Here is a 22,213-nt window from a genome sequence, read left to right as displayed (position 1 = left end):
TCCCACAGTTGATTGGGTTTGCCCCCTCAAAGCATGGGGAGCACCGGCGGTCGGCCCTGCGGTAGGTGCCTGCCCAGCGTTTCACAGCTACAATGCGCGCCTCAACCGTGACAAGCCTGACTAAAAAAACTATGTCCTTGCCCAAGCATCACCTCGAATTGCTCAGCCCTGCCCGCGATGTCGCTATCGCGCGCGAGGCCATCCTGCATGGCGCCGACGCCATCTACATCGGCGGCCCGAGCTTCGGCGCGCGCCATAACGCCTGTAACGAAGTGAGCGAGATCGCTTCCCTGGTGGAGTTCGCACGCCGCTACCACGCGCGGGTGTTCACCACTATCAACACCATCCTGCATGACAACGAGCTGGAACCCGCGCGCAAGCTGATCCATCAGCTTTACGACGCCGGCGTCGATGCATTGATCGTGCAAGACCTGGGCGTGATGGAGCTGGATATTCCGCCCATCGAGCTGCACGCCAGCACCCAGACCGACATTCGTACCCTCGGCCGCGCCAAGTTCCTCGACCAGGCCGGTTTCTCGCAGCTGGTATTGGCCCGTGAGCTGAACCTGCAGGAAATCCGCGCTATCGCTGATGAAACCGATGCGGCCATTGAGTTCTTTATCCACGGCGCCCTGTGCGTAGCGTTCTCCGGGCAGTGCAACATTTCCCACGCGCAAAATGGCCGCAGCGCCAACCGTGGCGACTGCTCCCAGGCCTGCCGCTTGCCATACACCTTGAAGGATGACCAGGGCCGCGTCGTGGCTTTTGAAAAGCACCTGCTGTCGATGAAAGACAACAACCAGAGCGCCAACCTGCGCGCCCTGGTCGAAGCCGGCGTGCGCTCGTTCAAGATCGAAGGCCGCTACAAAGACATGGGCTATGTGAAGAACATCACCGCCTATTACCGCCAGCGTCTCGACGAGATTCTTGAAGACCGCCCGGACCTGGCTCGCGCTTCCAGCGGCCGTACGGCGCATTTCTTCCTGCCCGACCCGGAAAAAACCTTCCACCGTGGCAGCACTGATTATTTCGTCAGCGACCGCAAGATCGACATCGGCGCCTTCGACACCCCGACGTTTACCGGCTTGCCGGTGGGTGTGGTGGAAAAAGCTGGCAAGCGTGATTTGCAGGTTGTCACCCATGAGCCGCTGTCCAACGGCGACGGCCTCAATGTGCTGGTCAAGCGTGAAGTCGTGGGTTTCCGCGCCAACATCGCTGAGCCTAAAGGCGAGTTCGAGGAAGACGGCGAGAAACGCTACCGCTACCGCGTCGAGCCGAATGAAATGCCGGCCGGCCTGCATCAACTGCGCCCGAACCATCCGCTGAACCGCAACCTGGATCATAACTGGCAGCAGGCCTTGCAAAAGACCTCCGCCGAGCGCCGTATCGGCCTGGCGTGGGCCGCTCGCCTGCGTGAAGACCAACTGGAAGTCACCGCGACCAGCGAAGAAGGCATCAGCGCCAGCGTCACCCTGCCCGGCCCGTTCGGCGTGGCCAACAAGCCGGAACAGGCGCTGGACACCCTGCGCGACCTGCTCGGCCAACTGGGGACCACTGAATACCACGCGACAGACATCCAGTTGGATGCACCGCGAGCGTTCTTCATCCCCAACTCACAGCTCAAGGCACTGCGCCGCGAAGTGATTGAAGCGCTGACCGCCGCCCGCATCGCCGCTCATCCGCGCGGTGGCCGCAAAGCCGAAACCACGCCGCCGCCGGTTTACCCGGAAGCGCACTTGTCGTTCCTGGCCAACGTCTACAACCAGAAAGCCCGCGACTTCTACCACCGTCACGGTGTGAAGCTGATCGACGCCGCCTTCGAAGCCCATGAAGAAACCGGCGAAGTGCCGGTGATGATCACCAAGCACTGCCTGCGTTTCTCGTTCAACCTGTGCCCCAAACAGGCCAAGGGTGTCACCGGTGTGAAGACCAAGGTAGCGCCGATGCAGTTGATCCATGGCGATGAAGTGCTGACCTTGAAGTTCGACTGCAAGCCGTGCGAGATGCACGTGGTGGGCAAGATCAAGGGGCATATCCTTGGCTTGCCGCAACCGGGCAGCGCGGTGGAGCATTTCAACCCGCAAAACATCATCTTTCAGGGCACGCACTAACCCTGTGGGAGCGGGGCCACCACCAGCCCCGCTGCAACCCCGCAGCCGCCAGCAGAATCGCCGCTACCCCCAGCCATTGCAGCCAGCCGAGGCGATGCCCGAAGGCAATCCAGTCGACGAAGATCGCCGCGATCGGGTAGATAAACGACAGCGCGCCGGTAATGGCCGTCGGCAACTTCTGGATCGCGCCATACAACAACACATACATCAAGCCGGTGTGCACTACGCCAAGCGTTACCAGTGCGGCCCAGGCGTTTGGCGCAGTTGGCAGGCCGCTCCAGGGCACCAAAGGCGCCAGCAGCACCGCCCCGGTTGCAACTTGGATCAACGCCATCAAATGCGGCGGTACGTCTTTCAAACGCTTGATGATCAACGCCGCAATTGCATACAAAAACGCTGCGCCCAACGCTAGCGCGATACCCGCCAGGTAATCCCCGCCGCTGCTCTGCTGATCGCCATGGGCGGTAACAATCGCCAACATCCCGAGAAACGCCACGCTCAGCCACGCGAGCTTCTGCACGGTGATTTTTTCACCCAGGAACACCGCCGCCAACATCACCAACATGAACGGCTGCACGTTGTACACCGCCGTACTGATGGCAATTGACGCGTGGGAATAGGACTCAAACAGCAACAACCAATTACCGACAATCGCCACGCCACTGAGCATCGCCAGCCCGACCTTGGCCCAACTGAGCAGGTCCAGACGCAAGTACCCGAACATCGCGCACACCAGCAACAGTGTCAGCCCGCCGATCACGCAGCGCCAGAACACCACTTCGATCACCGACACGCCAGAGACCAATACAAACCAGCCAATGGTGCCCGAGATCAGCATGGCGGCGACCATTTCCCACGACCCGCGACGAATGGATGTGTCCATGATTAAGGCTCCTCAAGTGGGGCTCAATTATGGCAATCTGCTTGAGAGCGGCTCCAGTGACTAAAAAAGGTCAAACACCTGGATGACCTTTACTTATTAGGCGGACCCCATGATTGACACCATCGACCAGCAACTGATCGCCGCTTTGATGGACGACTCACGCTTGTCGCTCAAGGCCCTGGCCGGCATTACCGGGCTGTCCTCGCCCAGTGTTGGCGAGCGTTTGCGGCGTCTTGAAGAGCGCGGCGTGTTGACCCACTACACCGTGGATATCGACCCCAAGCATTTTGGCTACCTGTTGCAGGCCATCGTGCGTATCCGCCCGTTACCCGGCAAATTGCAGGAGGTGGAGCGCCAGATCCAGGCGATCCCCGAGTTCACGGAGTGCGACAAGGTCACGGGCGAGGATTGTTTTATTGCGCGGCTGCATGTGCGCACCATGGATCATCTGGACAGTTTGCTTGACCGGCTTAACGCGTATGCCGAAACCAACACGGCGATCGTCAAGAAGACCCCGGTGAAACGGCGATTGCCGCCACTGGGGGATTAACGGGGCAGCTCCCACAATTAGAACTGTTTCGTTTATTCGTGCAGTATTTTGGCTGCTGCCAATAAGCCTCGGAACTTACGATAACGCGCATCCAGCACTGACCGTTGATTTGCATCTGGCAAATACCTCGCCTTCACGGGCATCCCTGCCTGCAACAACGCCTCCCCCTGCCCAATCGCCAGGAACCCCAGCTTCGCCGCGCCAATACACGCACTCAACTCACTGCCGTGCAAGGTGAAGATTTCTCGCTGCAGGATATTCGCCAGCAACTGTGCCCAGTATTCACTGCGCGCCCCGCCCCCCACCAGGGCGCATGCCCCCACACTCGCACCCGCCGATTGCACGGCGTGCAAGGCATCGAGCAAACCGAAGCCCACACCTTCCATCACCGCGTAGCCGAGCATGGCGGGCGTGCAGTCATGGCCCAGGCTCATGAACCCACCGCGCAGCAACGGATCGTTATGGGGGGTACGTTCACCGGCGAGGTACGGTAGAAACAGCGGTGTGTTCAAAGGCACAGGCTGCCCGATTGGCAACTGCAGTTGCACCTGGCCCAACAACGTTTGCTCATCCGCCGTGCCGGTCAGCCGCGTCACCCAGCGCAAGCAACTGGCACCGGCCAGCATCGCGCCCATGGTGTACCAACGGTTGGGTAACGCATGGCAGAAGCTGTGCACGGCACTGGCCGGGTTGCCGGCAGCGTGGTCAGTGATTGCGACAATCGCCGCGCTGGTGCCGAGGGTGATGAAGCCATCGCCTGCGTTGATCGCACCGATACCCACGGCGGCCACCGGGTTATCGCCACCGCCGCCCGCAAGCACTACGTCAGTCGACAGCCCCAGCTCGGTCGCCGTCAAACCCGCACTCGCGGCGCCGCCTTCGACCAACCTGGGCATCTGTTCCGGCACAAGGCCCGTAGCGCGCAGCATCGGGGCGAACCACTCACGCTGTGCCACATCCAGCCACAACGTCCCGGCAGCGTCGGACATCTCGCTGATACGCTCGCCACTCAGGCGCAAACGCAGGTAGTCCTTGGGTGACAGCACACAGTCGATGGCCTTGAATACCGCAGGCTCATGCTGTTGCAACCAGAGCAATTTCGGCGCCGTGAGCCCGGCCATGGGCAGGCTGCCCGTGACGTCGGCAAACCCCGCCCCCAACTGTTCAGCTTCAGTGATCGCGCGGGAATCGTCCCACAGGATTGCGGGATACAACACGCGGTTGTCATCCCCCAACAACACAGCACCGTGCATTTGCCCGGACAGGCCGATACACGCCACACGCCCAAACCCCTCGTGCGCACGCAGTTGCCCCAACGCCTTAACACACGCCTGCCACCAATCTTCCGGCGCTTGCTCGGACCAGCCGCTGTGGCGCCGCGACACACTCAAACGCACGCCAGCGTGGGCCAGCACCCTACCGTCAAGGTCCATCAGGATGGCCTTGAGTTCAGAGGTGCCGAGGTCTAATCCGAGGGAAACAGGCAGGTTCATACGTAATTTTCCAATCAACTACCGCCACATGAGTCACGCAATTGCAGGGTTGGCGCCAGGCGCACGCTCTGGGGCGGTGCCGTGGGCGAAGCCATGCGCTGCAACAACAGGCCGACAGCGCGAGCGCCGAGTGCCTTGACCGGTTGAGCGATCAAGGTCAGGCGCGGCACGAAAAAGTCCGCCCAGTCAAAATCATCAAAGCCGACCAAGGCCATCTGCCCCGGCACGGCGATATGTGCGTCACGCAGCGCGTGCATGGCACCAAGGGTCATCAGGTTGTTGCCGGCCATGATTGCCGTGGGCGGCGCGGCCAGGCCCAGCAACTGCGCCGTGGCCAGGCGTGCCGGCTCGGTGTTGGAGCCGCCATTGACCAACAGTTGTGGATCAAACGCCAGCCCCGCCACGTGCAACGCTGCGCGGTAACCGGCCACTCGCTCATCGGTGGTGCTGAACCCCTCGCGCCCGGCGATAAAGCCAATGCGGCGGTGACCATGGGCGATCAAATGTTCAATAAGGGCCTGGGTGGGCTCGGCGTTGTCCACCCCGACCTGGTCAAACTGCTCGCTCATCATGCGGTCCACCAGCACCGCTGGAATCTCGTTGGCCCGCAGGTATTCCAGCGCTTTTGAGCCGTTCGAGGGGGCCAGCACAATCCCGTCGACACGCCGATGATGCAGCGCCGTGACCACCCGCAGCTCCTGCTCCGGGTCGTCGTGGGTGTCGACAAACAGCATCATGTAACCGTGCTTGGCGCATTCGGTTTCAATCGCGTGCACCGTTTCACTGAAGTAATGGTTGGACAGCGCCGAGATCGCCACGCCAATCGTGCTGGTACTTGACCGCGCCAGCGAGCGCGCCAGGGTGTTGGGGATGTACCCCAGTGCCTGGATTGCCTGCTGCACCGCTTGCACCGTGGCCGGGCTGACCTTGCGGGTACCGTTCAACACATGGGACACCGTTGATGTCGACACCCCCGCCCTGCTTGCGACGTCATCCATGGTGACCACGGCGCTGTTCCTCTCACTGATTCAACGTTTACTCGACCAACCGCTGTACGTACCGATGTTGTCACGGGTGATCAGTTTTGGCGTGAGCAGGGTCACCGCTTCGGCTGGGGCTTTGTCGTTGAGAATGTCATTGCCCACGTCCACCGCGGTCTGCGCCATGGCCCAAGGGTCCTGGCTGGCGGACGCCTGGATTTGCGTGTCGGTCTTCAGCGCATTCTCGATATCCGGCGCGCCGTCCACTGAGGTAATAATGATGCCGCTGCGCTTGAGTTGCTTGGCCGCCAGGTCACTGCCGATGGCTTGCGGGTCGTTGATCGCGAACAGGCCGTCGATTTTCGGGAAGCGCGTCAGGTAACCCTGCATGGCGTTCAAGCCACCTTCGCGCGAGCCCTTGGCGTCCTGGTCATCGGACAGCACCTTGATCTGCGGCGCACTGGCGAGTGCCGCCTTGCACCCTTTGACGCGGTCGGTCACAGCAGTGACTTGCGGGCCGTTCTGGATGATCACATTGCCCTTGCCGCCGAGCTTATCCACCAGGTACTGGCAGGCCAGCTTGCCGGCCTCGACGTTGTCGGTCTGCACCGTGGCGTTCACGCCCTTGGCGTCGACATCCACGGCGACCACGACAATGCCCGCGTCGCGGGCTTTTTTGATGGCCGAGGCCATGGCGGACGGGTCTACCGCGTTGATCAGGATCAGGTCGACCTTGGACGAGATAAAGTTGTCGATCTGCGAAAACTGCTTGCTCAAGTCATAGTCGGCCGACACCGAGGTGACCTTGACGTTGGGGTTTAGCTCCTTGGCCCGCGCGGTGGCGCCATCGGCCAGGGTCACGAAATACGGGTTGCCCAGCGAGCCCATGCTGATGCCGAGGGCTTTGAGTTCGCGCGCTTCGACGGCTTGGGACATCAAGGCAGCCAAGGCAATAACGGGAAAGATACGTTTGACGTTCATGCGGGTCTCTCTTGTGATTGTTGTATGAGTGAAATCAGGTCCGAGCACCGGACTGGCGATAACGATCCAGCGCGACTGCGCCAATGATCACGATGCCCTTGATGATGTATTGCCAGATATCCGACACACCTAGCAGCACCAGGCCGTTGGTGAGTACCGCGATGATCAGCGCGCCGATCAGTGTGCCGCCGATGGTGCCGACGCCGCCGGTAAAGCTGGTGCCACCGAGGATCACCGCGGCAATCGCGTCCAGCTCATAGGATTGCCCCAGTTGCAGGCCGTTGGCCGCGAACAGGCGCGAAGCGCTCATCACCGCGCCCAGCCCGGCCAACGCACCGGACATGGCGTAGACGAATAGCAGCACCTTCCACACCTTGATCCCCGACAATCGCGCCGCTTCCGGGTTACCGCCCACCGAGTAGATCTGCACGCCCATCACCGTCCGGCGCAGGATGAACCACGACAGCGCTACCACCGCGACGGCAATGATCACCAGCCAGGGCACACCGAGCACCGAGTCATTGCCGATAAACGCAAACGGCAGGTCGGGGTTGAAAACGGTCTTGTCATCGGCCAGCAGGCGCGCCAAACCGCGCATGGCGGTGAGTGCGCCGAGGGTGACGATAAACGGCGGCAGGCGCATAAAGGCGATCAATCCGCCGTTGACCAGGCCCAGCAACAGCCCGAAGCCAATACCGGCAGCAATCCCGAACATGCCGAATTGCGGCGACATCGACGCTTGCAACGCCACCACCGCCGACGCGGCCAGGATCGCGCCCACCGACAGGTCGATACCCGCCGTGAGGATCACAAAGGTCATGCCTGCCGCCAGCACCACATTCACCGAGGCCTGCTGAGAGATGATCGACAGGTTCTGCACTGTCAGGAAGTTCTCGCTGGCCAGGGCAAAGCCCACCAGCAACAGGATCAGTACCGGCAACATGCCGACGGTGCGCATCAACTCGCGTGCGCGTTCAGCTTTACCTATTGTTGCAACGTTCAATTCAGCCATGGGCAACCACCTGATCGCCACCGGTGGCGAGGTCAATAATACGTTCTTGGGAAATAACCTGGCCCGACGCCCCGCCGACTTCAGCCACCAACTGGCCTTCGCGCATGATCAGCACGCGGTCGCAGGTGCCGATGATTTCCGGCAACTCGCTGGAAATCACCACAATGCCCACACCGGCTTGCGCCAGTTGATTGATGATGCGGTAGATCTCGGACTTGGAACCGATGTCCACGCCGCGTGTGGGTTCGTCGAGGATCAGCACATGCGGCTTGACCTCCAACAGCCGCGCCAGCAGCACCTTTTGCTGATTGCCGCCGGACAGCGCGCCGACATTGACCTTGCCCGACGCCACGCGAATCGACAGTGACTTGATCGCGTCCCTGGCGCGTTGCGCCGCATGGCCACGATCGAGCACACCACCGGCATGGGCATCCGGTACACACGCGCAGACATTGATGTTGTCCGCCACGCTCATGTCCAAGAACAGGCCCTGAGCCTTGCGGTCTTCGGTGAGGTAAACGACGCCGGCGCGAATCGCATCCGCCGGGGTGCGCAGTTGGGTGATGGTCTTGCCGACTACTTCCAAGGTGCCGGAGGTGCGTGGGTCGGCGGCATAGATCAGCCGTGCCAGTTCGGTGCGCCCTGCCCCGACCAGGCCGGCAATCCCGAGCACTTCGCCGGCATGCAGGTCGAAACTACAGCTGCGCACGCGCTTGCCATCAGCCATGTCGCGCACGCGCATCACCACGTTGCCGGGGTTATACGCGGCGTGTTCCTTCTTGTAGAACCCCGACAGGTCGCGGCCCACCATCATTTTCACGAGCACGTCGGCCGACAGCGCCTCGCGGGTCAGCTCGCCGATGTATTGGCCGTCACGCAGCACCGAGACGCGGTCCGACAGCTCGTAGATCTCGGCCATGCGGTGGCTGATATAGATGATCGCCAAACCTTGGCTGCGCAACTGTTTGATCAGCGCGAACAAACGATCGGTCTCGCGGGACGACAAGGGTGTGGTGGGTTCGTCCATCACCAGGATCTTGGCGTGGCCATGCAAGGCGCGGGCGATTTCCACCAGTTGGCGCTCGGCAATCGACAGGCTGCTGACCCGCGTTGACGGGGTGAACTCCGCGCCAAGGCGTTGCAGCACTTCGATGCACCCGGCCTCCATGCCTTTGCGGTCGATGGTCCAGCCACGCCGCAGTTCGCGGCCCAGGTAGATGTTCTCGGCCACGCTCAGGTTCGGGCACAGGCTCAGTTCTTGATAGATCACGGCAATGCCGAGAGCTTTGGCGGTGGCAGGGTCGAAGGTGGGGATGGGCTGGCCGGCAATGCGGATTTCACCGCCGGGGTCGGCTTGATAGGCGCCGGAAAGGATTTTCATCAAGGTCGATTTGCCGGCGCCGTTCTCACCCATCAAGGCATGGATTTCGCCGGGGTAGACCTTCAGGCCGACATTCTTGAGCACGCGCAAACCATTGAAGGTTTTGCTGATGCCCTGCATCTCAAGCAAGGGTTCAAGGCTCATGAATGAGCTCCTGGGATTATTATTTTTGTAATCAAGTGGGCCGACTCTAATTCAGATACATTTTCTTACGCAAGCGCTTGCGTTGACCATTTGTCGACAGATGAAACGTTTCATCACGTTTAAATTCGAAAAACACTGTTTTCGGATCGAATATATCCATTCGAAGGTATTTCTCCTTTGCTCAGCCATCAAAACGCCACAATCTCTGCTATTGTCCAAGGACCTCATCTCCTCCTCGTCGCCGCCAAGCGATCTGCTGTGAGCATGCTCTGCGCCATCGCCGATTGACGACGGCGGGCCTGGACACCACGGAACGCCCTGCGATGGACACACCGCTCCCCGAACAGCCGCAATCGCGCGCCGAAAAAATCGTCGAGTTCAAACGCCAGAAAACCCTGCTCAAGACCGGCGCCCTGCAAGACGCGATCTTCAACAGCGCCTATTTCTCGAGCATCGCCACCGATGAGAAAGGCGTGATCCAAATCTTCAATGTAGGCGCCGAACGCATGCTCGGCTATGCCGCCGCCGATGTGGTCAACCGCATCACCCCCGCCGATATTTCCGACCCCATCGAACTGGTCACCCGCGCTGCCGCGCTCAGCCAGGAACTGGACACGCCGATCACGCCGGGGTTCGAAGCGCTGGTGTTCAAGGCCTCCCGGGGTATTGAAGACATCTACGAGCTGACCTATATCCGCAAGGATGGCAGTCGCCTGTCGGCCATGGTGTCGGTGACCGCCTTGCGTAACCGGCATGACACGATCATCGGTTACCTGCTGATCGGCACCGACAACACCGCGCGCAAGCGGGAAGAAGCCGAACGCAAAGGCTTCGAGCGCGCCCTGGAAGAGAAGAACCTGGAGCTGGAGCACGCCAGCCACATGAAGTCCGAGTTCCTCGCCACCATGTCCCACGAACTGCGCACGCCGCTGAATGCGGTGATCGGTTTTTCCGAGGCGCTCAAGGACGGGCTGGTCGGGGAAATGAGCGAGACCCAGCGCGAGTACATCGGTGATATCTTCACCAGCGGCCAGCATTTGCTGTCATTGATCAACGACATTCTCGACCTGTCCAAGGTCGAGGCCGGCATGATGGAGCTGGAACTGGAGAGCGCGGAGCTTTCCGGCTTGTTGGCCAACAGTCTGTTGATCGTGCGGGAAAAGGCCGCGCTGCAACGTATTCAACTGAAGCTGGAAAGCCCTGAAGACTTCGGCTGTCTGGAACTGGACCTGCGCAAGACCAAGCAGATCGTCTACAACCTGCTGGCCAATGCGGTGAAGTTCAGCGAGCACGGCAGCTCAGTGACGCTGATGGTGCGCCAGGTGGCCCGCGAGCAGGTCGGGCAGATTCCCGGCGAATGGCCGGTGTACCGCTTCGACTTGCCCGACAGTGCGCATCAACAGTTCCTCGAGTTGAGCGTCAGCGACACCGGGATTGGTATCGCTGAAGGCGACATGGGCAAGCTGTTCAAGGCGTTCAGCCAGATCGACAGCAGCCTGGCGCGCAAATTCGAAGGCACCGGCCTGGGGCTGGCGATGGTCAAGCAACTGACGGATTTGCACGGCGGCAGTGTAGCCGTGGCCAGCCGTGAAGGCTGTGGCGCGCGGTTTGTCGCGTGGTTGCCGCTGCATCGCACGCCGGAGGCAGCATGGCCGAGATCCTGATCATTGAAGACAATGAAGCCAATATGCGCCTGGCGCGCCTGTTGTTAGTGAATGCCGGCCACACGGTGCTGTGGGCACCCGATGCCGAAACCGGCCTGACCCTGGCCCGCGAACAACAGCCGGCGTTGATCCTGATGGACATCCAACTGCCCGGCATGGACGGCTTGGCGGCCACTGCGCTGCTCAAGCAAGACCCGCTGACCGCACACATCCCGGTGGTCGCCTTGACGGCCATGGCGATGAAAGAAGACCGCGAAAAGACCCGGCTCGCCGGTTGTGACGCCTACATTACCAAGCCGTTGCGTTACAAAGAGCTGTACCAACTGATCGACACCTTGCTGCAAACGCCCAACAGACCCCTCACATGAGTCCGCTCCATGGCCAGCCAACCCGCGACGTTGTTGATCGTTGATGATGACCCCCAGGTGCGCAAACTCCTGGAAACCCTGCTGCAGCACGAAGGCTACCAGACCCTGAGTGCAAGCAGCGGTGAAGAAGCCTTGCAGTTGGTGGCGCAGCAGCCCCCGGACCTGATCCTGCTCGACGTGATGATGCAGGACATGGACGGCTATGAAGTCGCCAGCCAATTAAAGGGTGATGAAACCACCGCGGGTATCCCGATCATCATGTTATCCGCCCTCAGTGAGCAGAGCGCCCGTGTCAGCGGGCTGGAGGCCGGCGCCGAGGAGTTCATCAGCAAGCCGGTAGAACGTGTCGAGTTGTGGTTGCGAGTGCGCAACCTGCTGCGGCTCAAAGAGCGTGGCGACCTGGCAAGCCATTCGCGCGAGCTGGGGCAACGGCAAACGGGAGTGAACGTGCATGACTTGGCCCTTCAGGACCTCGAAAATGCCTTGCGCCACGCCGTCGAGCGCGAAGACTTCACCGTGCATTACCAGCCCAAGGTCGATATCGCCAGCGGCCGCCTTTGCGCCCTCGAAGCGTTACTGCGCTGGGAGAGGCCCGACTACGGCCCCGTATCCCCGGCCGTGTTTGTGCCGATATTGGAGCGCCTTGGGCTGATCTTACCTGTGGGACGCTGGGTGATAGAGCAGGTTTGCCAACAGATTGCCGAGTGGCAACGTGGCGCCATTGGTGCGGTGGAGGTGTCGGTGAACGTCTCCGGCCATCAACTGATCGAAGGCGACCTGATTGCCGATATCGCGCGCACTCTGGCGCAAACCGGGGTCGAGCCGCATTGGCTCGAAGTGGAGCTGACCGAAGGCTCCTTGATGGAAAACACCCAGCACACCATCGCCAGCCTGCAGCGCCTGCACGCGATGGGCGTGAAGATTTCCATCGATGACTTCGGCACCGGCTATTCGAGCCTGGCGTATCTGCGGCGTTTTCCTATCGATACGTTGAAGATCGACATTGCGTTTATCCGCGAAGTCACCAGCAACCCGCAGGACGCGGCGATCACCCGCACCATCATTGAACTGGCCCACAGCCTCAACCTGCGGGTAGTGGCTGAAGGCGTGGAAACCCGGGCGCAGTTGGCGTTCTTGAAGGAGGCCGGTTGTGATCAGATCCAAGGCTACCTGTTCAGCCGGCCGTTACCCGTGGAAACCTTGGAGCGCTTGTTGCTGGAGCGTTGAGAGGTCCCTCTGACTGCATGTGCATGGATGCCAGGGGACGCTACGGATCCGGCACGCCGCCGCGAGCGCCAGGCGAGCACTCAGTCCTGATTCTCGGTATTGCCCACATCCGCCGCTTCATCCAGATCGTTGAGCGGCACTTCTGCGTCATCCATCAACGAGCCAGGGTCTTCATTGCCTGGGTCGTTGAGTTCGTCATCAAGTTCTTTTGACATCACCGTCTCCTCTAACCGCCTTGGGTATCGATATCGGCATCGGTTTCAGCCTTGGGCTGCGGCTCAGACTTGAAGTCTGGACTGTAGTCGTTTTCTTCAGCCTTGGGGTCTTTGGCCGGTGCCGGATCTTTTGGCGCGTCGGCTGCAGTACCTGGCGCGGGTTCGCCGCCGTCGATGGCCGGGTCGTTGCGCCCGCTGACTTGGGGATCGTCGTGTGTGCTCATGGGTCACCTCTTCGCAGTGTTGGGAAAATACTGCCTGCGTAAAGGTAAGGTCACGCCCTGGCCAATGAAGTTCAAATTGCTTAAGAGCCTGGGTTATCGACCTGGATGTAGAACGCATAGGCGGCGAGCATTATCCAGAACACCATGAAGATCCAAGGTGTACGCACCGAGAACAGCAAGGATTTGCGATAGCCCTTGTGCGAGGACTCCACTTCGGAAAACAGCGGCGACTCGTCATAAGCCAAGCCCATCACCGGCTCGCTGCGCAGCAGTTCGCTCTGCTTGAAGTGCCAGTGATCGATGATGTCATACGCCGCGCGTATGCCGGGCCACGCGTTGAGTGAGCTCAGAATGCCCAGGAGCGCCAGGAACAGCGGGACCAACAGTGTGAACAATTTGCCCCATTCCGGGTTGAGGTTGCCCATGCCAGAGACAAAGGCGATCACCAGGAACGACTGCGCCGTCAGGTAGGCGTCGGTGCGGTTGGCCAGGATCGTGGTTTCGTACTGTATCTCGCGCCGGTAAAAGTCGAGGCGGTCTTTGGGTGAGCCGAAGATCTTGGCGTTGTGTTCACTGTGATCGGTCAGGGTAGATTCTGGGGATTGGGGGGAGATGATTCTGGGCACATGCGTGCTCCGTTTTGGATCGAGTCTGTTTAGAAGGAAGGGGCGCTGGCGAAGTTCAAGTTAGTTTGCGCACCAATCTGGCGCATTTTGTAGTGAGCGGGCTTGCCCCGCGCTGGCGTGCGTAGCGCTCCCGTTTTTTTGGGGGCCGCTGCGCAGCCCAGCGCGGGGCAAGCCCGCTCACTGCAATAGGGTTATTGGTGGTTTCGGCACAGGCATTGCTTAACCCTTTCATCACTCACCTGCCTTGCCCGCTTACAGGAGCATTCGTTACCCACCGACCCAGAGCCGACCCCATAAGAAAGTAAGGACCAGGCCGGTTGGCACCTTCAGCCACGGCCTTATAAAAATGCGTTTTTTGAAGCGGCAGTGCCACTTGGCAATCCTCGGCACTGACAAGGTACTGGAATGGCTCGATCTTTCTTCGATGAAATGAATGACGCAAACGGCGCGTGCCGTGCACATTATCAAGACTTCTCCCGCTGGCTGGCGAATACGCCGCCGGAACTGCTGGCCCAGCGTCGCCGTGAAGCCGACTTGCTTTTCCACCGCGCCGGGATTACGTTCACGCTGTATGGTGACGAGCAAGACACCGAGCGCCTGATCCCCTTCGACATCATCCCCCGCAGCATCCCCGCCAGTGAATGGAGCCTGATCGAACGCGGTTGTATCCAGCGCGTCAACGCGCTGAACATGTTCCTTGCCGACATCTACCACGACCAGCGCATTATCAAGGCCGGGATCATTCCGGCGGAACAGGTGCTGGGCAACGAGGGTTATCAGAAGGCGATGGTCGGCCTGGACCTGCACCGCGACATCTACTCGCATATTTCCGGTGTCGACCTGGTGCGCGATGGTGACGGCACCTACTACGTGCTCGAAGACAACCTGCGCACCCCCAGCGGCGTGAGCTACATGCTCGAAGACCGCAAGATGATGATGCGCCTGTTCCCCGAGGTGTTCGCCAAGCAGCGTATCGCGCCGGTGGACCATTACCCCAACCTGCTGCTCAAGACCCTGAAAAGCTCCAGCCGCCTGGACAACCCCAACGTGGTGGTGCTGACGCCAGGGCGCTTTAACAGTGCATTCTTCGAACATGCGTTCCTGGCCCGGGAAATGGGCGTGGAACTGGTGGAAGGCGCGGACTTGTTCGTGCAGGACCTCAAGGTGTTCATGCGCACCACCGACGGCCCCAAGCCGGTCGACGTGATTTACCGGCGTATCGACGACGCCTTCCTCGACCCCAAGGCCTTCAACCCCGATTCGATGCTTGGCGTGCCCGGCCTGGTGGCCGCCTATTGCGCCGGCAACGTGGTGCTGGCCAATGCCATCGGCACCGGCGTGGCTGATGACAAGTCGATCTACCCCTACGTGCCCGAGATGATCCGCTTCTACCTGGATGAAGAACCGGTGCTGCAAAACGTGCCGACCTTCCAGTGCCGCAAACCCGATGAACTGTCCCACGTTCTGGCCAACCTGCCGCAACTGGTGGTCAAGGAAACCCAAGGCTCCGGCGGCTACGGCATGCTGGTCGGCCCGGCCTCCAGCGCCGCCGAGATCGAGGACTTCCGCCAACGCATCAAGGCCCGACCCCACGCGTATATCGCCCAACCCACACTGAGCCTGTCCACCTGCCCCACCTTTGTCGAGAACGGCATTGCTCCGCGCCATATCGACCTGCGGCCCTTTGTGCTGTCGGGCAAGGAAACCCGCCTGGTACCGGGTGGTCTTACCCGTGTTGCGCTGAAGGAAGGCTCACTGATCGTCAACTCGTCGCAAGGCGGCGGAACCAAGGACACCTGGGTGGTGGAGGACTGAGTATGTTGAGTAGAACCGCCGCAGACCTGTACTGGATGTCCCGTTACCTGGAGCGCGCCGAGAACCTGGCGCGGATGCTCGAGGTCAGTTATTCCCTGTCGTTGATGCCCCAGGCCGGGCGCAGTGATGGCCTGGATGAACTGGCCATGTCGCTGCTCAGCAGCGGCACCCTGGACAACTACCTTGAGCGGCATAAGCAACTGGATGCCGAGCGCATGTTGCACTTCTTCGCCCTTGACGAAGAAAACCCCGCCAGCATCTACAACTGCCTGCGCGCCGCGCGCGGCAATGCCCATGCGGTACGCGGGCGGATCACCGCCGACATGTGGGAAAACCTCAACGCCACCTGGCTGGAAATGCGCAGCATCGCCGCGGGCGGCCTGGCGCGGCATGGCATCAGCCACTTTTGTGATTGGGTCAAGCAGCGTTCGCACCTGTTCCGGGGGGCCACCTCCGGGACGATCATGCGCAATGACGCCTATCGGTTTATCCGCCTGGGCACCTTCGTAGAGCGTGCGGATAACACCTTGCGCCTGCTGGATGCACGCTATGAGATGTTTGGCGAGGAGTCGGAAGAAGTCAGTGACTTGTCGGCACGCGGTTATTACCAATGGAGCGCCCTGCTCCGCGCGTTGTCGTCGTTCGAGGCGTATACCGAGTTGTATCCGAATGCGTTGAATGCTCGCTCGGTCTCAGAGTTGCTGTTGTTGCGCAGCGATGTGCCGCGTTCGTTGCATGCGTGTATCGAGGAGTTGAGTCACATCCTGGCGGACTTGCCCGGCAGTTACGGGCGCACGGCGCAGCGGTTGGCCGCGGAGTTTGAGGCGCGGCTCAGGTATACGGGCATTGATGAGATTCTTGAGGATGGGTTGCATAGCCGGTTGACGGAATTTATTGACACGGTTCGGGAGTTGGCGCAGGCGATTCATAGTTCATATCTGGAAGTGGTTTAGAACACGACGCCGATCAAAATGTGGGAGCGGGCAAGCCCGCTCCCACATTTTGATCGGTTGGGGTTACGGTTTTCGTAGGAACGCGAGCATCAGCGTGTTGACCTGCTGGCTTTGTTCGTTCTGGATCCAGTGGCCGCAGTTGGGCAGCACGTGTTGTTCAAGGTGAGGCACTGAATCGGTCATGCGTTTGAGCGTGTGCGCCTCGAACACACCGACTGGGTCGCGGTCACCGATGAGGAATAGCGTGGGTTGCAACACCTGCTGGCCAGCCAGGCATTCGGTGCGTTGCCAGTTGCGTTCGAAGTTGCGGTACCAGTTCAGCGGGCCACGAAAACCGTGGTCGGCGAAGGTTTTTACATAGACGTCCAGATCGGCCTGGGAACACCATTGCGGCAATGCGCCGGGGGCTGGAACGCCTTCAAGTAACCTGGCGCTCGGCGGTTTCTTTTGCAAAAACACATCCTGATCCTGCATGAACAGGCGCAACGTGCGCTCGATGTCAGCGTTCAACTCCTGCTCGGCAACGCCAGGCGCCTGGAAATACAGGATGTAGTTGAAACGGTCGGCATACAGCTCGCGCATGATTTCGATCACCGGACGCCGCGCGCGCCCAGCGAATGGCACGGACATCGTGATCAAGCGCGTGACACGCTCGGGTTCGAGCAGCGCCAGGTGCCAGGCCACCACTGCCCCCCAGTCATGGCCGACCATCACCACCTGCGCATGGCCAAAATGGTCCATGGCCTGCTGGATATCCCCGCACAGGGTCAGCAGATCATAATCGGCGATCGCCGCGGGCGAACTTGTCTGGCCGTAGCCGCGCATTTCCGGGGCGAACACTCGGTAACCCGCAGCCGCCAATGCGCGAATCTGCTCGCGCCAGGAGTGCCAGCATTCCGGGAAACCGTGGAGCAGCCAGATCGGCGGACCTTCGTCGGCTCCCGTGACCTGCACACTTAACTCAATGCCGTTGACCTTGATCCTGTGCTGCCGGGTAGCGTTCATCAGAGGCGTCCTTGTGTAGTTTCCGCTCGCGGTACTCTCGCGGTGAGCAATTCATCAAACGTTTGAAAGCACTGCTGAATGCGCTGTCCGACTGATAACCCAATGCCTGGCCGATGCAGGACACACTGCTGCTGGAGGTGTTCAACGCCTGTACCGCCAAATGCATGCGCCAGCGGGTCAGATACGCCTGAGGTGCCATGCCAACACTCCCCCTCCACCACCGCGTTGAACTTGATGCCACCCGGTGGTGGAAAATCCAGCGCCCAGTTGCCGCCCGCCTTCAATCCTGCAAAATACGAGTGGTGACTGCGTAACAACGCCACCCCATCAGACAGGGTATCCATAAATAAAAAAGCTCCGGACGATCGCGACAGAAATACAGACTTTAGGCTATTCCGCGTCCGGCCCAAAAAAAACACTATAGGTCCTCCTGAGTGGAGAGCCTTATGACCAGCAAGCAAACCCCTATCAACAGCGGATTCGACGTCGCCGTGGTGCTGGACCAGCGTGGTCAAGCATGCGATGTAGCCGCCCCCGCTCACGATGAAAGCAGGCGCTCCGGCGTCTATCCCTGGGCCGTCGACCCGGAGCACGCCGAGCGGTTATGGGCATTGAGCGAGCGACTGTGTGGCGTCACGCTCTGATCGTCGGTGCCCACCAGCGCGGCAACAATTGGCGCACCCGCGCTTCGCCGAACCGGTCATCGATCAACATCACCACGCCCCGGTCCTGCTGGCTACGGATCACCCTGCCCGCCGCCTGCACCACTTTCTGAATGCCGGGGTACAGGTAGGTGTAGTCGTAACCCGCGCCGAAGATCGCGCCCATGCGCAGTTTCATCTGTTCGTTGACCGGGTTCAGTTGGGGCAGCCCGAGGGTGGCAATAAAAGCACCGATCAAGCGCGCACCGGGCAAGTCAATGCCCTCGCCGAATGCGCCACCCAGTACGGCAAAACCGATGCCCTGGCTGTGCTCGGTGAACTGGTCAAGAAAGGCCTGGCGCTCGGCCTCCGCCATGCCGCGTGACTGCTGCCAGAGCACGATCTGCGGGTGTCGCTCGCTGAGCAACTGCGCCACCTGCTGCAGGTAATCAAAGCTTGAGAAAAACGCCAGGTAGTTGCCAGGCTGTTGGGTGTACTGGTGGGCGATCAGCTCAACGATGGGTTCCAGCGAGGCGTTGCGATGCACGAAGCGTGTGGAGATTGCATCGACGATGCGCACCTGCAGTTGCTCGGCCTTGAACGGTGACTCCACGTCGATCCACGCGGTATCCGCCGGCAGGCCCAGCAAGTCGGCGTAGTAATGACGAGGGCTGAGGGTGGCGGAAAACAGCACGCTGCTGCGGGCCGCGGTCAATCGCGGGCGGATGAACTCAGCAGGTACCACGTTACGCAGGCACAGGGTCGAGCTGCTGCGTTTGCCGCTGAACTGGCGCTTGCTGATGTCGAAAATAAAGTGCTCGTTGAACAGCTCGGCAACCTTGGCGAATTGCAGCGCCTCGAAATAAAACGCTTGCAGGTCGCCACTGAGGGACTCGGGATGCTCGTTGAAATATTCGCCCATGGCGCTGGCGCACAGGGTCAGGGCCTGTAACAGTTTTTCGGGTCGGGCGACATAAGCCTGGTACGGCGCGAGCTGGTCCTTGTGCAGCGCGTTCCACTCACGGTTGAGGCGCTGCAAGGGTTTCTTTAACGCTTCTGGCGCGGTGTCGCGCAGGGTCTTGAGGCTGTACTGGTCAAGGCTGGCGCTGTACATCGAACGGGCACGTTCGACCAGGTTGTGCGCCTCGTCCACCAACACGGCGGCGCGCCACTGATTGAGCTGGGCCAGGCCAAACAGCATGGCGCCAAAGTCGAAGTAGTAGTTGTAGTCGGCGACCACCAAGTCGGCCCAGCGCGCCATTTCCTGGCTCAGGTAGTAAGGGCAAACGTCATGGGCCAGGGCGACGTCGCGCAGGTTTCGCTGATCGAGCAGGCGCACCTTGGACGCGGCAATGCGCGCGGCGGGCAAGCGGTCATAGAAGCCTTGGGCCAGGGGGCAGGAATCGCCGTGGCAGGCCTTGTCCAGATGTTCACAGGCTTTGTCCCGCGCCACCAGCTCCAGCACGCGTAATGGCAGGCCAGGGCTGCTGGCGTATAGCACTTGGGCGGCATCCAGGGCGAGCTTGCGGCCGGGGGTCTTGGCGGTGAGGAAGAACAGCTTGTCCAGTTGCTGGGGCGCCAGGGCCTTGAGCAAAGGGAAAATCGTGCCGATGGTCTTACCGATACCCGTAGGCGCTTGAGCCATCAGGCAACGCCCGGTGCTGACGGCCTTGTACACCGACTCGGCCAGCGAACGCTGGCCAGGACGAAACCCGGCATGGGGGAAAACCAGGGTGTGCGCGGCGTTGTTGCGCGCTTCGCGATGCTGCATTTCCTGCTGGGCCCAACCGAGGAACAGCGCGCATTGCTGATTGAAGAACGCCTCCAGCTCAGTCGCTTGAAAGCGTTGGTTCAGCACCGTCTCGCCTTCGCCGACGATATCGAAGTACACCAGTGCCAGGTCAATGTCCGCAAGGCCGAGTTTCTGGCACATCAGCCAGCCGTAGACCTTGACCTGGGCCCAATGTAGTTGGCGATGGTTGGCGGGCTGGGCATCGAGGTCGCCACGATAGGTTTTGACTTCTTCCACACGGTTGGCGTCCGGGTCATAGCCGTCCGCCCTGCCCCGTACCTTGAGCTGCTGGTAGTCGCCTTCAAGCGCGACTTCATTCTGATAGTGCTTGCTGCGCCGTGAAGCGACGGTGCGGTGGCCGAGAATGCCTTCCTGGGCGCTGGGGGAAGGCGTAAAGCGCAGGTCCAGGTCACCGACCTTGGCCGTGAACTCACACAACGCACGCACGGCAACGCTGTAACTCAAGCGGACTCTGCCCAGCGCACATAGCAGACCGTCACTGGCATCTGATATTCGCCGCAGAACTCCAGCCAGCGCAACTGGTTGTCTTGCAGGCGATCGCCAGGGCCCTTGACCTCGATCATGCGGTAGGTCTTTTGCTCGGGCCAGAACTGGATCAGGTCGGGCATGCCAGCGCGGTTGGCGCGGATGTCCAGCAGCAGCCGTTCAAACCAGTAATGCAGATGCTCGGCGGGCAGGCATGCCAATGCCTGTTCCAGCAGATCTTGGCTAAGCAGGTTCCAGAACACAAACGGCGACTGGATTCCCCACTTTTCGCTATAACGCTGGCGGATGGTGGTTTTATAGCGCTCGTCCTGCAACTGCTCGAAACACCCGGCGAACAGCGGCGCGCGGCGCTGGTGGAAGTCTTCGCTGTGCAAATCTGCGGGGCCGCGCTGGAACGGGTGGAAAAACGAACCTGGCAGCGGCGCAAAGATCACATCCCAGCACAGCAGGCCGAACAGCGAATTGATCAGTCCGTTTTCAACGTAATGCACCGGGCCATCGGGCTCGCTGAGGTGAGCCTGCACGCAGTACTCCACCGACATCAACGGCTCGGGCAGCGCCAGGGCAAGATCCAGTCGCGTGACCGGCCGGGGCTTGGTTTTGGGCAACGCCGGTTCGCCCAATTTGCGCCGCAGGCGTGGCAACACACGCAACACGTGTTGCTGCTCGGCGGCGTTTTCCGGCATTTGTTGAGCGGCGTAAGCCAGGGCAATGGCCTGGGTGTAATCTTCCTGACGCTCCAGCACGCGGATCAGTCGCGCGCGGGCACCTGGGTAGGCGCACGCGCGGTAAATCTGCTCCGCCAAGCCCAGTTCCGCATTGCGTTCACAGTACTGGCCCACTTGGAACAATAGCTTGGCCCGGCGTTTTTCCAGCCAGGGGTTGTCGGTGTTCAGGGTGGCGATCCGCACTAGCAACTCTTCCAACGCCTGGCCCGTTTCAAAGGCCTGCTGGCACTGGTGCAGGAACAGAAAACCGTGCACGTCGTCACGGCTGCGCAAACCCCGGGATTCGGCACAGAATTCGACTTTTTCATAGGTATAGATGCCAAGGTCGGCCAGCACGAATTCTGACCAGTCCTGATGCAGGTTGCCAAAGAACATCAGGCGCAGGCGGTCGCACAATTCCATCACGGTGAGGCTGTACAGCGTGTCAGCCAATGCGGGGCACCACGTGGCGAAACTGCGGCTGTCGGCAAACTGCGCCGCCAGCCCTTCCAGCCAGTCGGTTTTCCTCGCTTTGGGTTGGTCGATCCAAGGCTTGAACGCCGCGAGAAGTTCGCCTTTCTGCAATAAGGCGAACAGCTCTTCAAAGCTCAGCAGGCATTGATCATTCACCCAGCCCAGTGCCAACAACGGCTCGGCAGCGGCGTGCGGGCAACCGATCTCGAGGTAATTGAGCTTGCCCGCACGAAAATGCACACCCTTGCGCATCACCATGCGCACCAACAACGCCTGGGACGCTTGCGGCAACCTGTCAAATTGCTGAATGAAATGCTGTTCGTCCGGATCAAGCAAATCCGCATAGCGCTGCCCCAGCCAATGCAGGACCTGGCGGAAGTTATGCAGGTAATAGAGCGGGTCTTCGAGGGGATTGGCCATGGCGCACAGCGATCAAATACTGGTTATGCATACAGAGTGC

General features: G+C 60.6%; 20 protein-coding genes and 1 pseudogene. 8 read left to right on the top strand and 13 right to left on the bottom strand.

Going from position 1 to position 22,213, the window contains the following annotated elements:
- Positions 1 to 131 precede the first annotated feature (131 nt).
- Entirely contained in the window at positions 132 to 2,111 is a 1,980-nt protein-coding gene (locus tag AACY30_RS18545) for a peptidase U32 family protein (protein WP_339469936.1), read from the top strand.
- Here AACY30_RS18545 and AACY30_RS18540 read toward each other — a convergent pair.
- A complete protein-coding gene (locus AACY30_RS18540; protein WP_339469938.1) occupies positions 2,089 to 2,994 on the bottom strand; it encodes a DMT family transporter in 906 nt (301 codons plus the stop codon). The two genes, AACY30_RS18545 and AACY30_RS18540, sit on opposite strands and share 23 nt — an antisense overlap.
- A 109-nt stretch (positions 2,995 to 3,103) precedes the next feature.
- On the opposite strand from AACY30_RS18540, the gene AACY30_RS18535 reads away from it, so the two are divergent.
- Positions 3,104 to 3,544, top strand: a complete 441-nt coding sequence (locus tag AACY30_RS18535) for an Lrp/AsnC family transcriptional regulator (RefSeq protein ID WP_049708345.1) — start codon at positions 3,104 to 3,106, stop codon at positions 3,542 to 3,544.
- Positions 3,545 to 3,576: 32 nt separating this feature from the next.
- Here the strand turns inward: AACY30_RS18535 and xylB are convergent, their stop codons facing one another.
- From xylB to AACY30_RS18510, 5 genes are read right to left on the bottom strand one after another with little or no spacing between them, the layout of a single operon-like run.
- A complete protein-coding gene (gene xylB, locus AACY30_RS18530) occupies positions 3,577 to 5,037 on the bottom strand; it encodes a xylulokinase (RefSeq protein ID WP_339540904.1) in 1,461 nt (486 codons plus the stop codon).
- Positions 5,038 to 5,051: 14 nt separating this feature from the next.
- Positions 5,052 to 6,044, bottom strand: coding sequence for a LacI family DNA-binding transcriptional regulator (locus tag AACY30_RS18525; protein WP_339469941.1), 993 nt, complete (start codon positions 6,042 to 6,044; stop codon positions 5,052 to 5,054).
- Positions 6,045 to 6,065: 21 nt separating this feature from the next.
- Positions 6,066 to 6,998 (bottom strand): ABC transporter substrate-binding protein, encoded by a 933-nt coding sequence (locus tag AACY30_RS18520; RefSeq protein ID WP_339469942.1) that lies wholly within the window; start codon positions 6,996 to 6,998, stop codon positions 6,066 to 6,068.
- A gap of 34 nt (positions 6,999 to 7,032) precedes the next feature.
- Positions 7,033 to 8,010, bottom strand: coding sequence for an ABC transporter permease subunit (locus AACY30_RS18515; protein ID WP_339420213.1), 978 nt, complete (start codon positions 8,008 to 8,010; stop codon positions 7,033 to 7,035).
- Positions 8,003 to 9,535, bottom strand: coding sequence for a sugar ABC transporter ATP-binding protein (locus tag AACY30_RS18510; protein WP_339540903.1), 1,533 nt, complete (start codon positions 9,533 to 9,535; stop codon positions 8,003 to 8,005). The genes AACY30_RS18515 and AACY30_RS18510 overlap by 8 nt, the downstream gene beginning before the upstream one ends.
- Before the next feature lie 323 nt (positions 9,536 to 9,858).
- Here AACY30_RS18510 and AACY30_RS18505 point away from each other — a divergent pair, with 323 nt between their 5' ends.
- From AACY30_RS18505 to AACY30_RS18495, 3 genes are read left to right on the top strand one after another with little or no spacing between them, the layout of a single operon-like run.
- On the top strand, positions 9,859 to 11,199 hold the full coding sequence (locus AACY30_RS18505) for a sensor histidine kinase (RefSeq protein WP_339469944.1): 1,341 nt from the start codon (positions 9,859 to 9,861) through the stop codon (positions 11,197 to 11,199).
- Positions 11,184 to 11,567, top strand: a complete 384-nt coding sequence (locus AACY30_RS18500; RefSeq protein ID WP_339469945.1) for a response regulator — start codon at positions 11,184 to 11,186, stop codon at positions 11,565 to 11,567. The genes AACY30_RS18505 and AACY30_RS18500 overlap by 16 nt, the downstream gene beginning before the upstream one ends.
- 9 nt (positions 11,568 to 11,576) lie before the next feature.
- On the top strand, positions 11,577 to 12,794 hold the full coding sequence (locus tag AACY30_RS18495; protein WP_339540902.1) for an EAL domain-containing response regulator: 1,218 nt from the start codon (positions 11,577 to 11,579) through the stop codon (positions 12,792 to 12,794).
- Positions 12,795 to 12,874: 80 nt separating this feature from the next.
- Here the strand turns inward: AACY30_RS18495 and AACY30_RS18490 are convergent, their stop codons facing one another.
- The 3 genes from AACY30_RS18490 to AACY30_RS18480 form a co-directional block, all read right to left on the bottom strand.
- On the bottom strand, positions 12,875 to 13,009 hold the full coding sequence (locus AACY30_RS18490; protein WP_014718417.1) for a hypothetical protein: 135 nt from the start codon (positions 13,007 to 13,009) through the stop codon (positions 12,875 to 12,877).
- 11 nt (positions 13,010 to 13,020) lie between these two features.
- Entirely contained in the window at positions 13,021 to 13,233 is a 213-nt protein-coding gene (locus AACY30_RS18485) for a hypothetical protein (RefSeq protein ID WP_339540901.1), read from the bottom strand.
- Positions 13,234 to 13,313: 80 nt separating this feature from the next.
- Entirely contained in the window at positions 13,314 to 13,859 is a 546-nt protein-coding gene (locus AACY30_RS18480) for a hypothetical protein (protein WP_339469949.1), read from the bottom strand.
- A 405-nt stretch (positions 13,860 to 14,264) separates the two neighbouring features.
- Between AACY30_RS18480 and AACY30_RS18475 the strand changes: the two genes are divergently transcribed.
- Positions 14,265 to 15,674 carry a circularly permuted type 2 ATP-grasp protein gene (locus tag AACY30_RS18475; protein WP_339469951.1) on the top strand — a complete coding sequence of 470 codons (1,410 nt, stop codon included), beginning with the start codon at positions 14,265 to 14,267 and terminating at the stop codon, positions 15,672 to 15,674.
- A 2-nt stretch (positions 15,675 to 15,676) separates the two neighbouring features.
- A complete protein-coding gene (locus AACY30_RS18470) occupies positions 15,677 to 16,627 on the top strand; it encodes an alpha-E domain-containing protein (protein ID WP_049708363.1) in 951 nt (316 codons plus the stop codon).
- A gap of 63 nt (positions 16,628 to 16,690) precedes the next feature.
- Here the strand turns inward: AACY30_RS18470 and AACY30_RS18465 are convergent, their stop codons facing one another.
- On the bottom strand, positions 16,691 to 17,632 hold the full coding sequence (locus AACY30_RS18465; RefSeq protein WP_339540900.1) for an alpha/beta fold hydrolase: 942 nt from the start codon (positions 17,630 to 17,632) through the stop codon (positions 16,691 to 16,693).
- Positions 17,589 to 17,837, bottom strand: a pseudogene (locus tag AACY30_RS18460) (helix-turn-helix transcriptional regulator); the annotation flags it as partial. The gene AACY30_RS18465 and the pseudogene AACY30_RS18460, both read right to left, overlap by 44 nt.
- Before the next feature lie 241 nt (positions 17,838 to 18,078).
- Here AACY30_RS18460 and AACY30_RS18450 point away from each other — a divergent pair.
- Positions 18,079 to 18,276, top strand: coding sequence for a hypothetical protein (locus AACY30_RS18450; RefSeq protein WP_339439231.1), 198 nt, complete (start codon positions 18,079 to 18,081; stop codon positions 18,274 to 18,276).
- Here the strand turns inward: AACY30_RS18450 and AACY30_RS18445 are convergent.
- Together AACY30_RS18445 and AACY30_RS18440 are read right to left on the bottom strand one after the other, a co-directional pair.
- Entirely contained in the window at positions 18,266 to 20,530 is a 2,265-nt protein-coding gene (locus tag AACY30_RS18445) for an ATP-dependent DNA helicase (RefSeq protein WP_339540898.1), read from the bottom strand. The genes AACY30_RS18450 and AACY30_RS18445 overlap by 11 nt on opposite strands.
- Complete coding sequence (locus tag AACY30_RS18440; RefSeq protein ID WP_339540897.1) at positions 20,527 to 22,173, bottom strand: VRR-NUC domain-containing protein; 1,647 nt, start codon at positions 22,171 to 22,173, stop codon at positions 20,527 to 20,529. Before AACY30_RS18440 ends, AACY30_RS18445 begins: the two co-directional genes overlap by 4 nt.
- Positions 22,174 to 22,213: the final 40 nt, after the last annotated feature.

It is taken from the genome of Pseudomonas sp. RA_5y_Pfl1_P24, assembly GCF_963970945.1.
In the GTDB taxonomy this organism is placed as follows: domain Bacteria; phylum Pseudomonadota; class Gammaproteobacteria; order Pseudomonadales; family Pseudomonadaceae; genus Aquipseudomonas; species Aquipseudomonas tritici.
The sequence above is the reverse complement of the archived record's forward strand: the minus strand, read 5'-3'. Positions and strand labels throughout refer to the sequence as shown.

Excerpts from the sequence above, each read along its gene's own strand:
- AACY30_RS18450 (WP_339439231.1), top strand. The coding sequence starts at position 18,079 with ATGACCAGCAAGCAAACCCCTATCAACAGCGGATTCGACGTCGCCGTG.
- AACY30_RS18465 (WP_339540900.1), bottom strand. The coding sequence starts at position 17,632 with ATGAACGCTACCCGGCAGCACAGGATCAAGGTCAACGGCATTGAGTTA.
- AACY30_RS18535 (WP_049708345.1), top strand. The coding sequence starts at position 3,104 with ATGATTGACACCATCGACCAGCAACTGATCGCCGCTTTGATGGACGAC.
- AACY30_RS18470 (WP_049708363.1), top strand. The coding sequence starts at position 15,677 with ATGTTGAGTAGAACCGCCGCAGACCTGTACTGGATGTCCCGTTACCTG.
- AACY30_RS18520 (WP_339469942.1), bottom strand. The coding sequence starts at position 6,998 with ATGAACGTCAAACGTATCTTTCCCGTTATTGCCTTGGCTGCCTTGATG.
- AACY30_RS18475 (WP_339469951.1), top strand. The coding sequence starts at position 14,265 with ATGGCTCGATCTTTCTTCGATGAAATGAATGACGCAAACGGCGCGTGC.
- xylB (WP_339540904.1), bottom strand. The coding sequence starts at position 5,037 with ATGAACCTGCCTGTTTCCCTCGGATTAGACCTCGGCACCTCTGAACTC.
- AACY30_RS18505 (WP_339469944.1), top strand. The coding sequence starts at position 9,859 with ATGGACACACCGCTCCCCGAACAGCCGCAATCGCGCGCCGAAAAAATC.
- AACY30_RS18510 (WP_339540903.1), bottom strand. The coding sequence starts at position 9,535 with ATGAGCCTTGAACCCTTGCTTGAGATGCAGGGCATCAGCAAAACCTTC.
- AACY30_RS18495 (WP_339540902.1), top strand. The coding sequence starts at position 11,577 with ATGGCCAGCCAACCCGCGACGTTGTTGATCGTTGATGATGACCCCCAG.
- AACY30_RS18540 (WP_339469938.1), bottom strand. The coding sequence starts at position 2,994 with ATGGACACATCCATTCGTCGCGGGTCGTGGGAAATGGTCGCCGCCATG.
- AACY30_RS18485 (WP_339540901.1), bottom strand. The coding sequence starts at position 13,233 with ATGAGCACACACGACGATCCCCAAGTCAGCGGGCGCAACGACCCGGCC.
- AACY30_RS18440 (WP_339540897.1), bottom strand. The coding sequence starts at position 22,173 with ATGGCCAATCCCCTCGAAGACCCGCTCTATTACCTGCATAACTTCCGC.
- AACY30_RS18545 (WP_339469936.1), top strand. The coding sequence starts at position 132 with ATGTCCTTGCCCAAGCATCACCTCGAATTGCTCAGCCCTGCCCGCGAT.
- AACY30_RS18515 (WP_339420213.1), bottom strand. The coding sequence starts at position 8,010 with ATGGCTGAATTGAACGTTGCAACAATAGGTAAAGCTGAACGCGCACGC.
- AACY30_RS18490 (WP_014718417.1), bottom strand. The coding sequence starts at position 13,009 with ATGTCAAAAGAACTTGATGACGAACTCAACGACCCAGGCAATGAAGAC.
- AACY30_RS18500 (WP_339469945.1), top strand. The coding sequence starts at position 11,184 with ATGGCCGAGATCCTGATCATTGAAGACAATGAAGCCAATATGCGCCTG.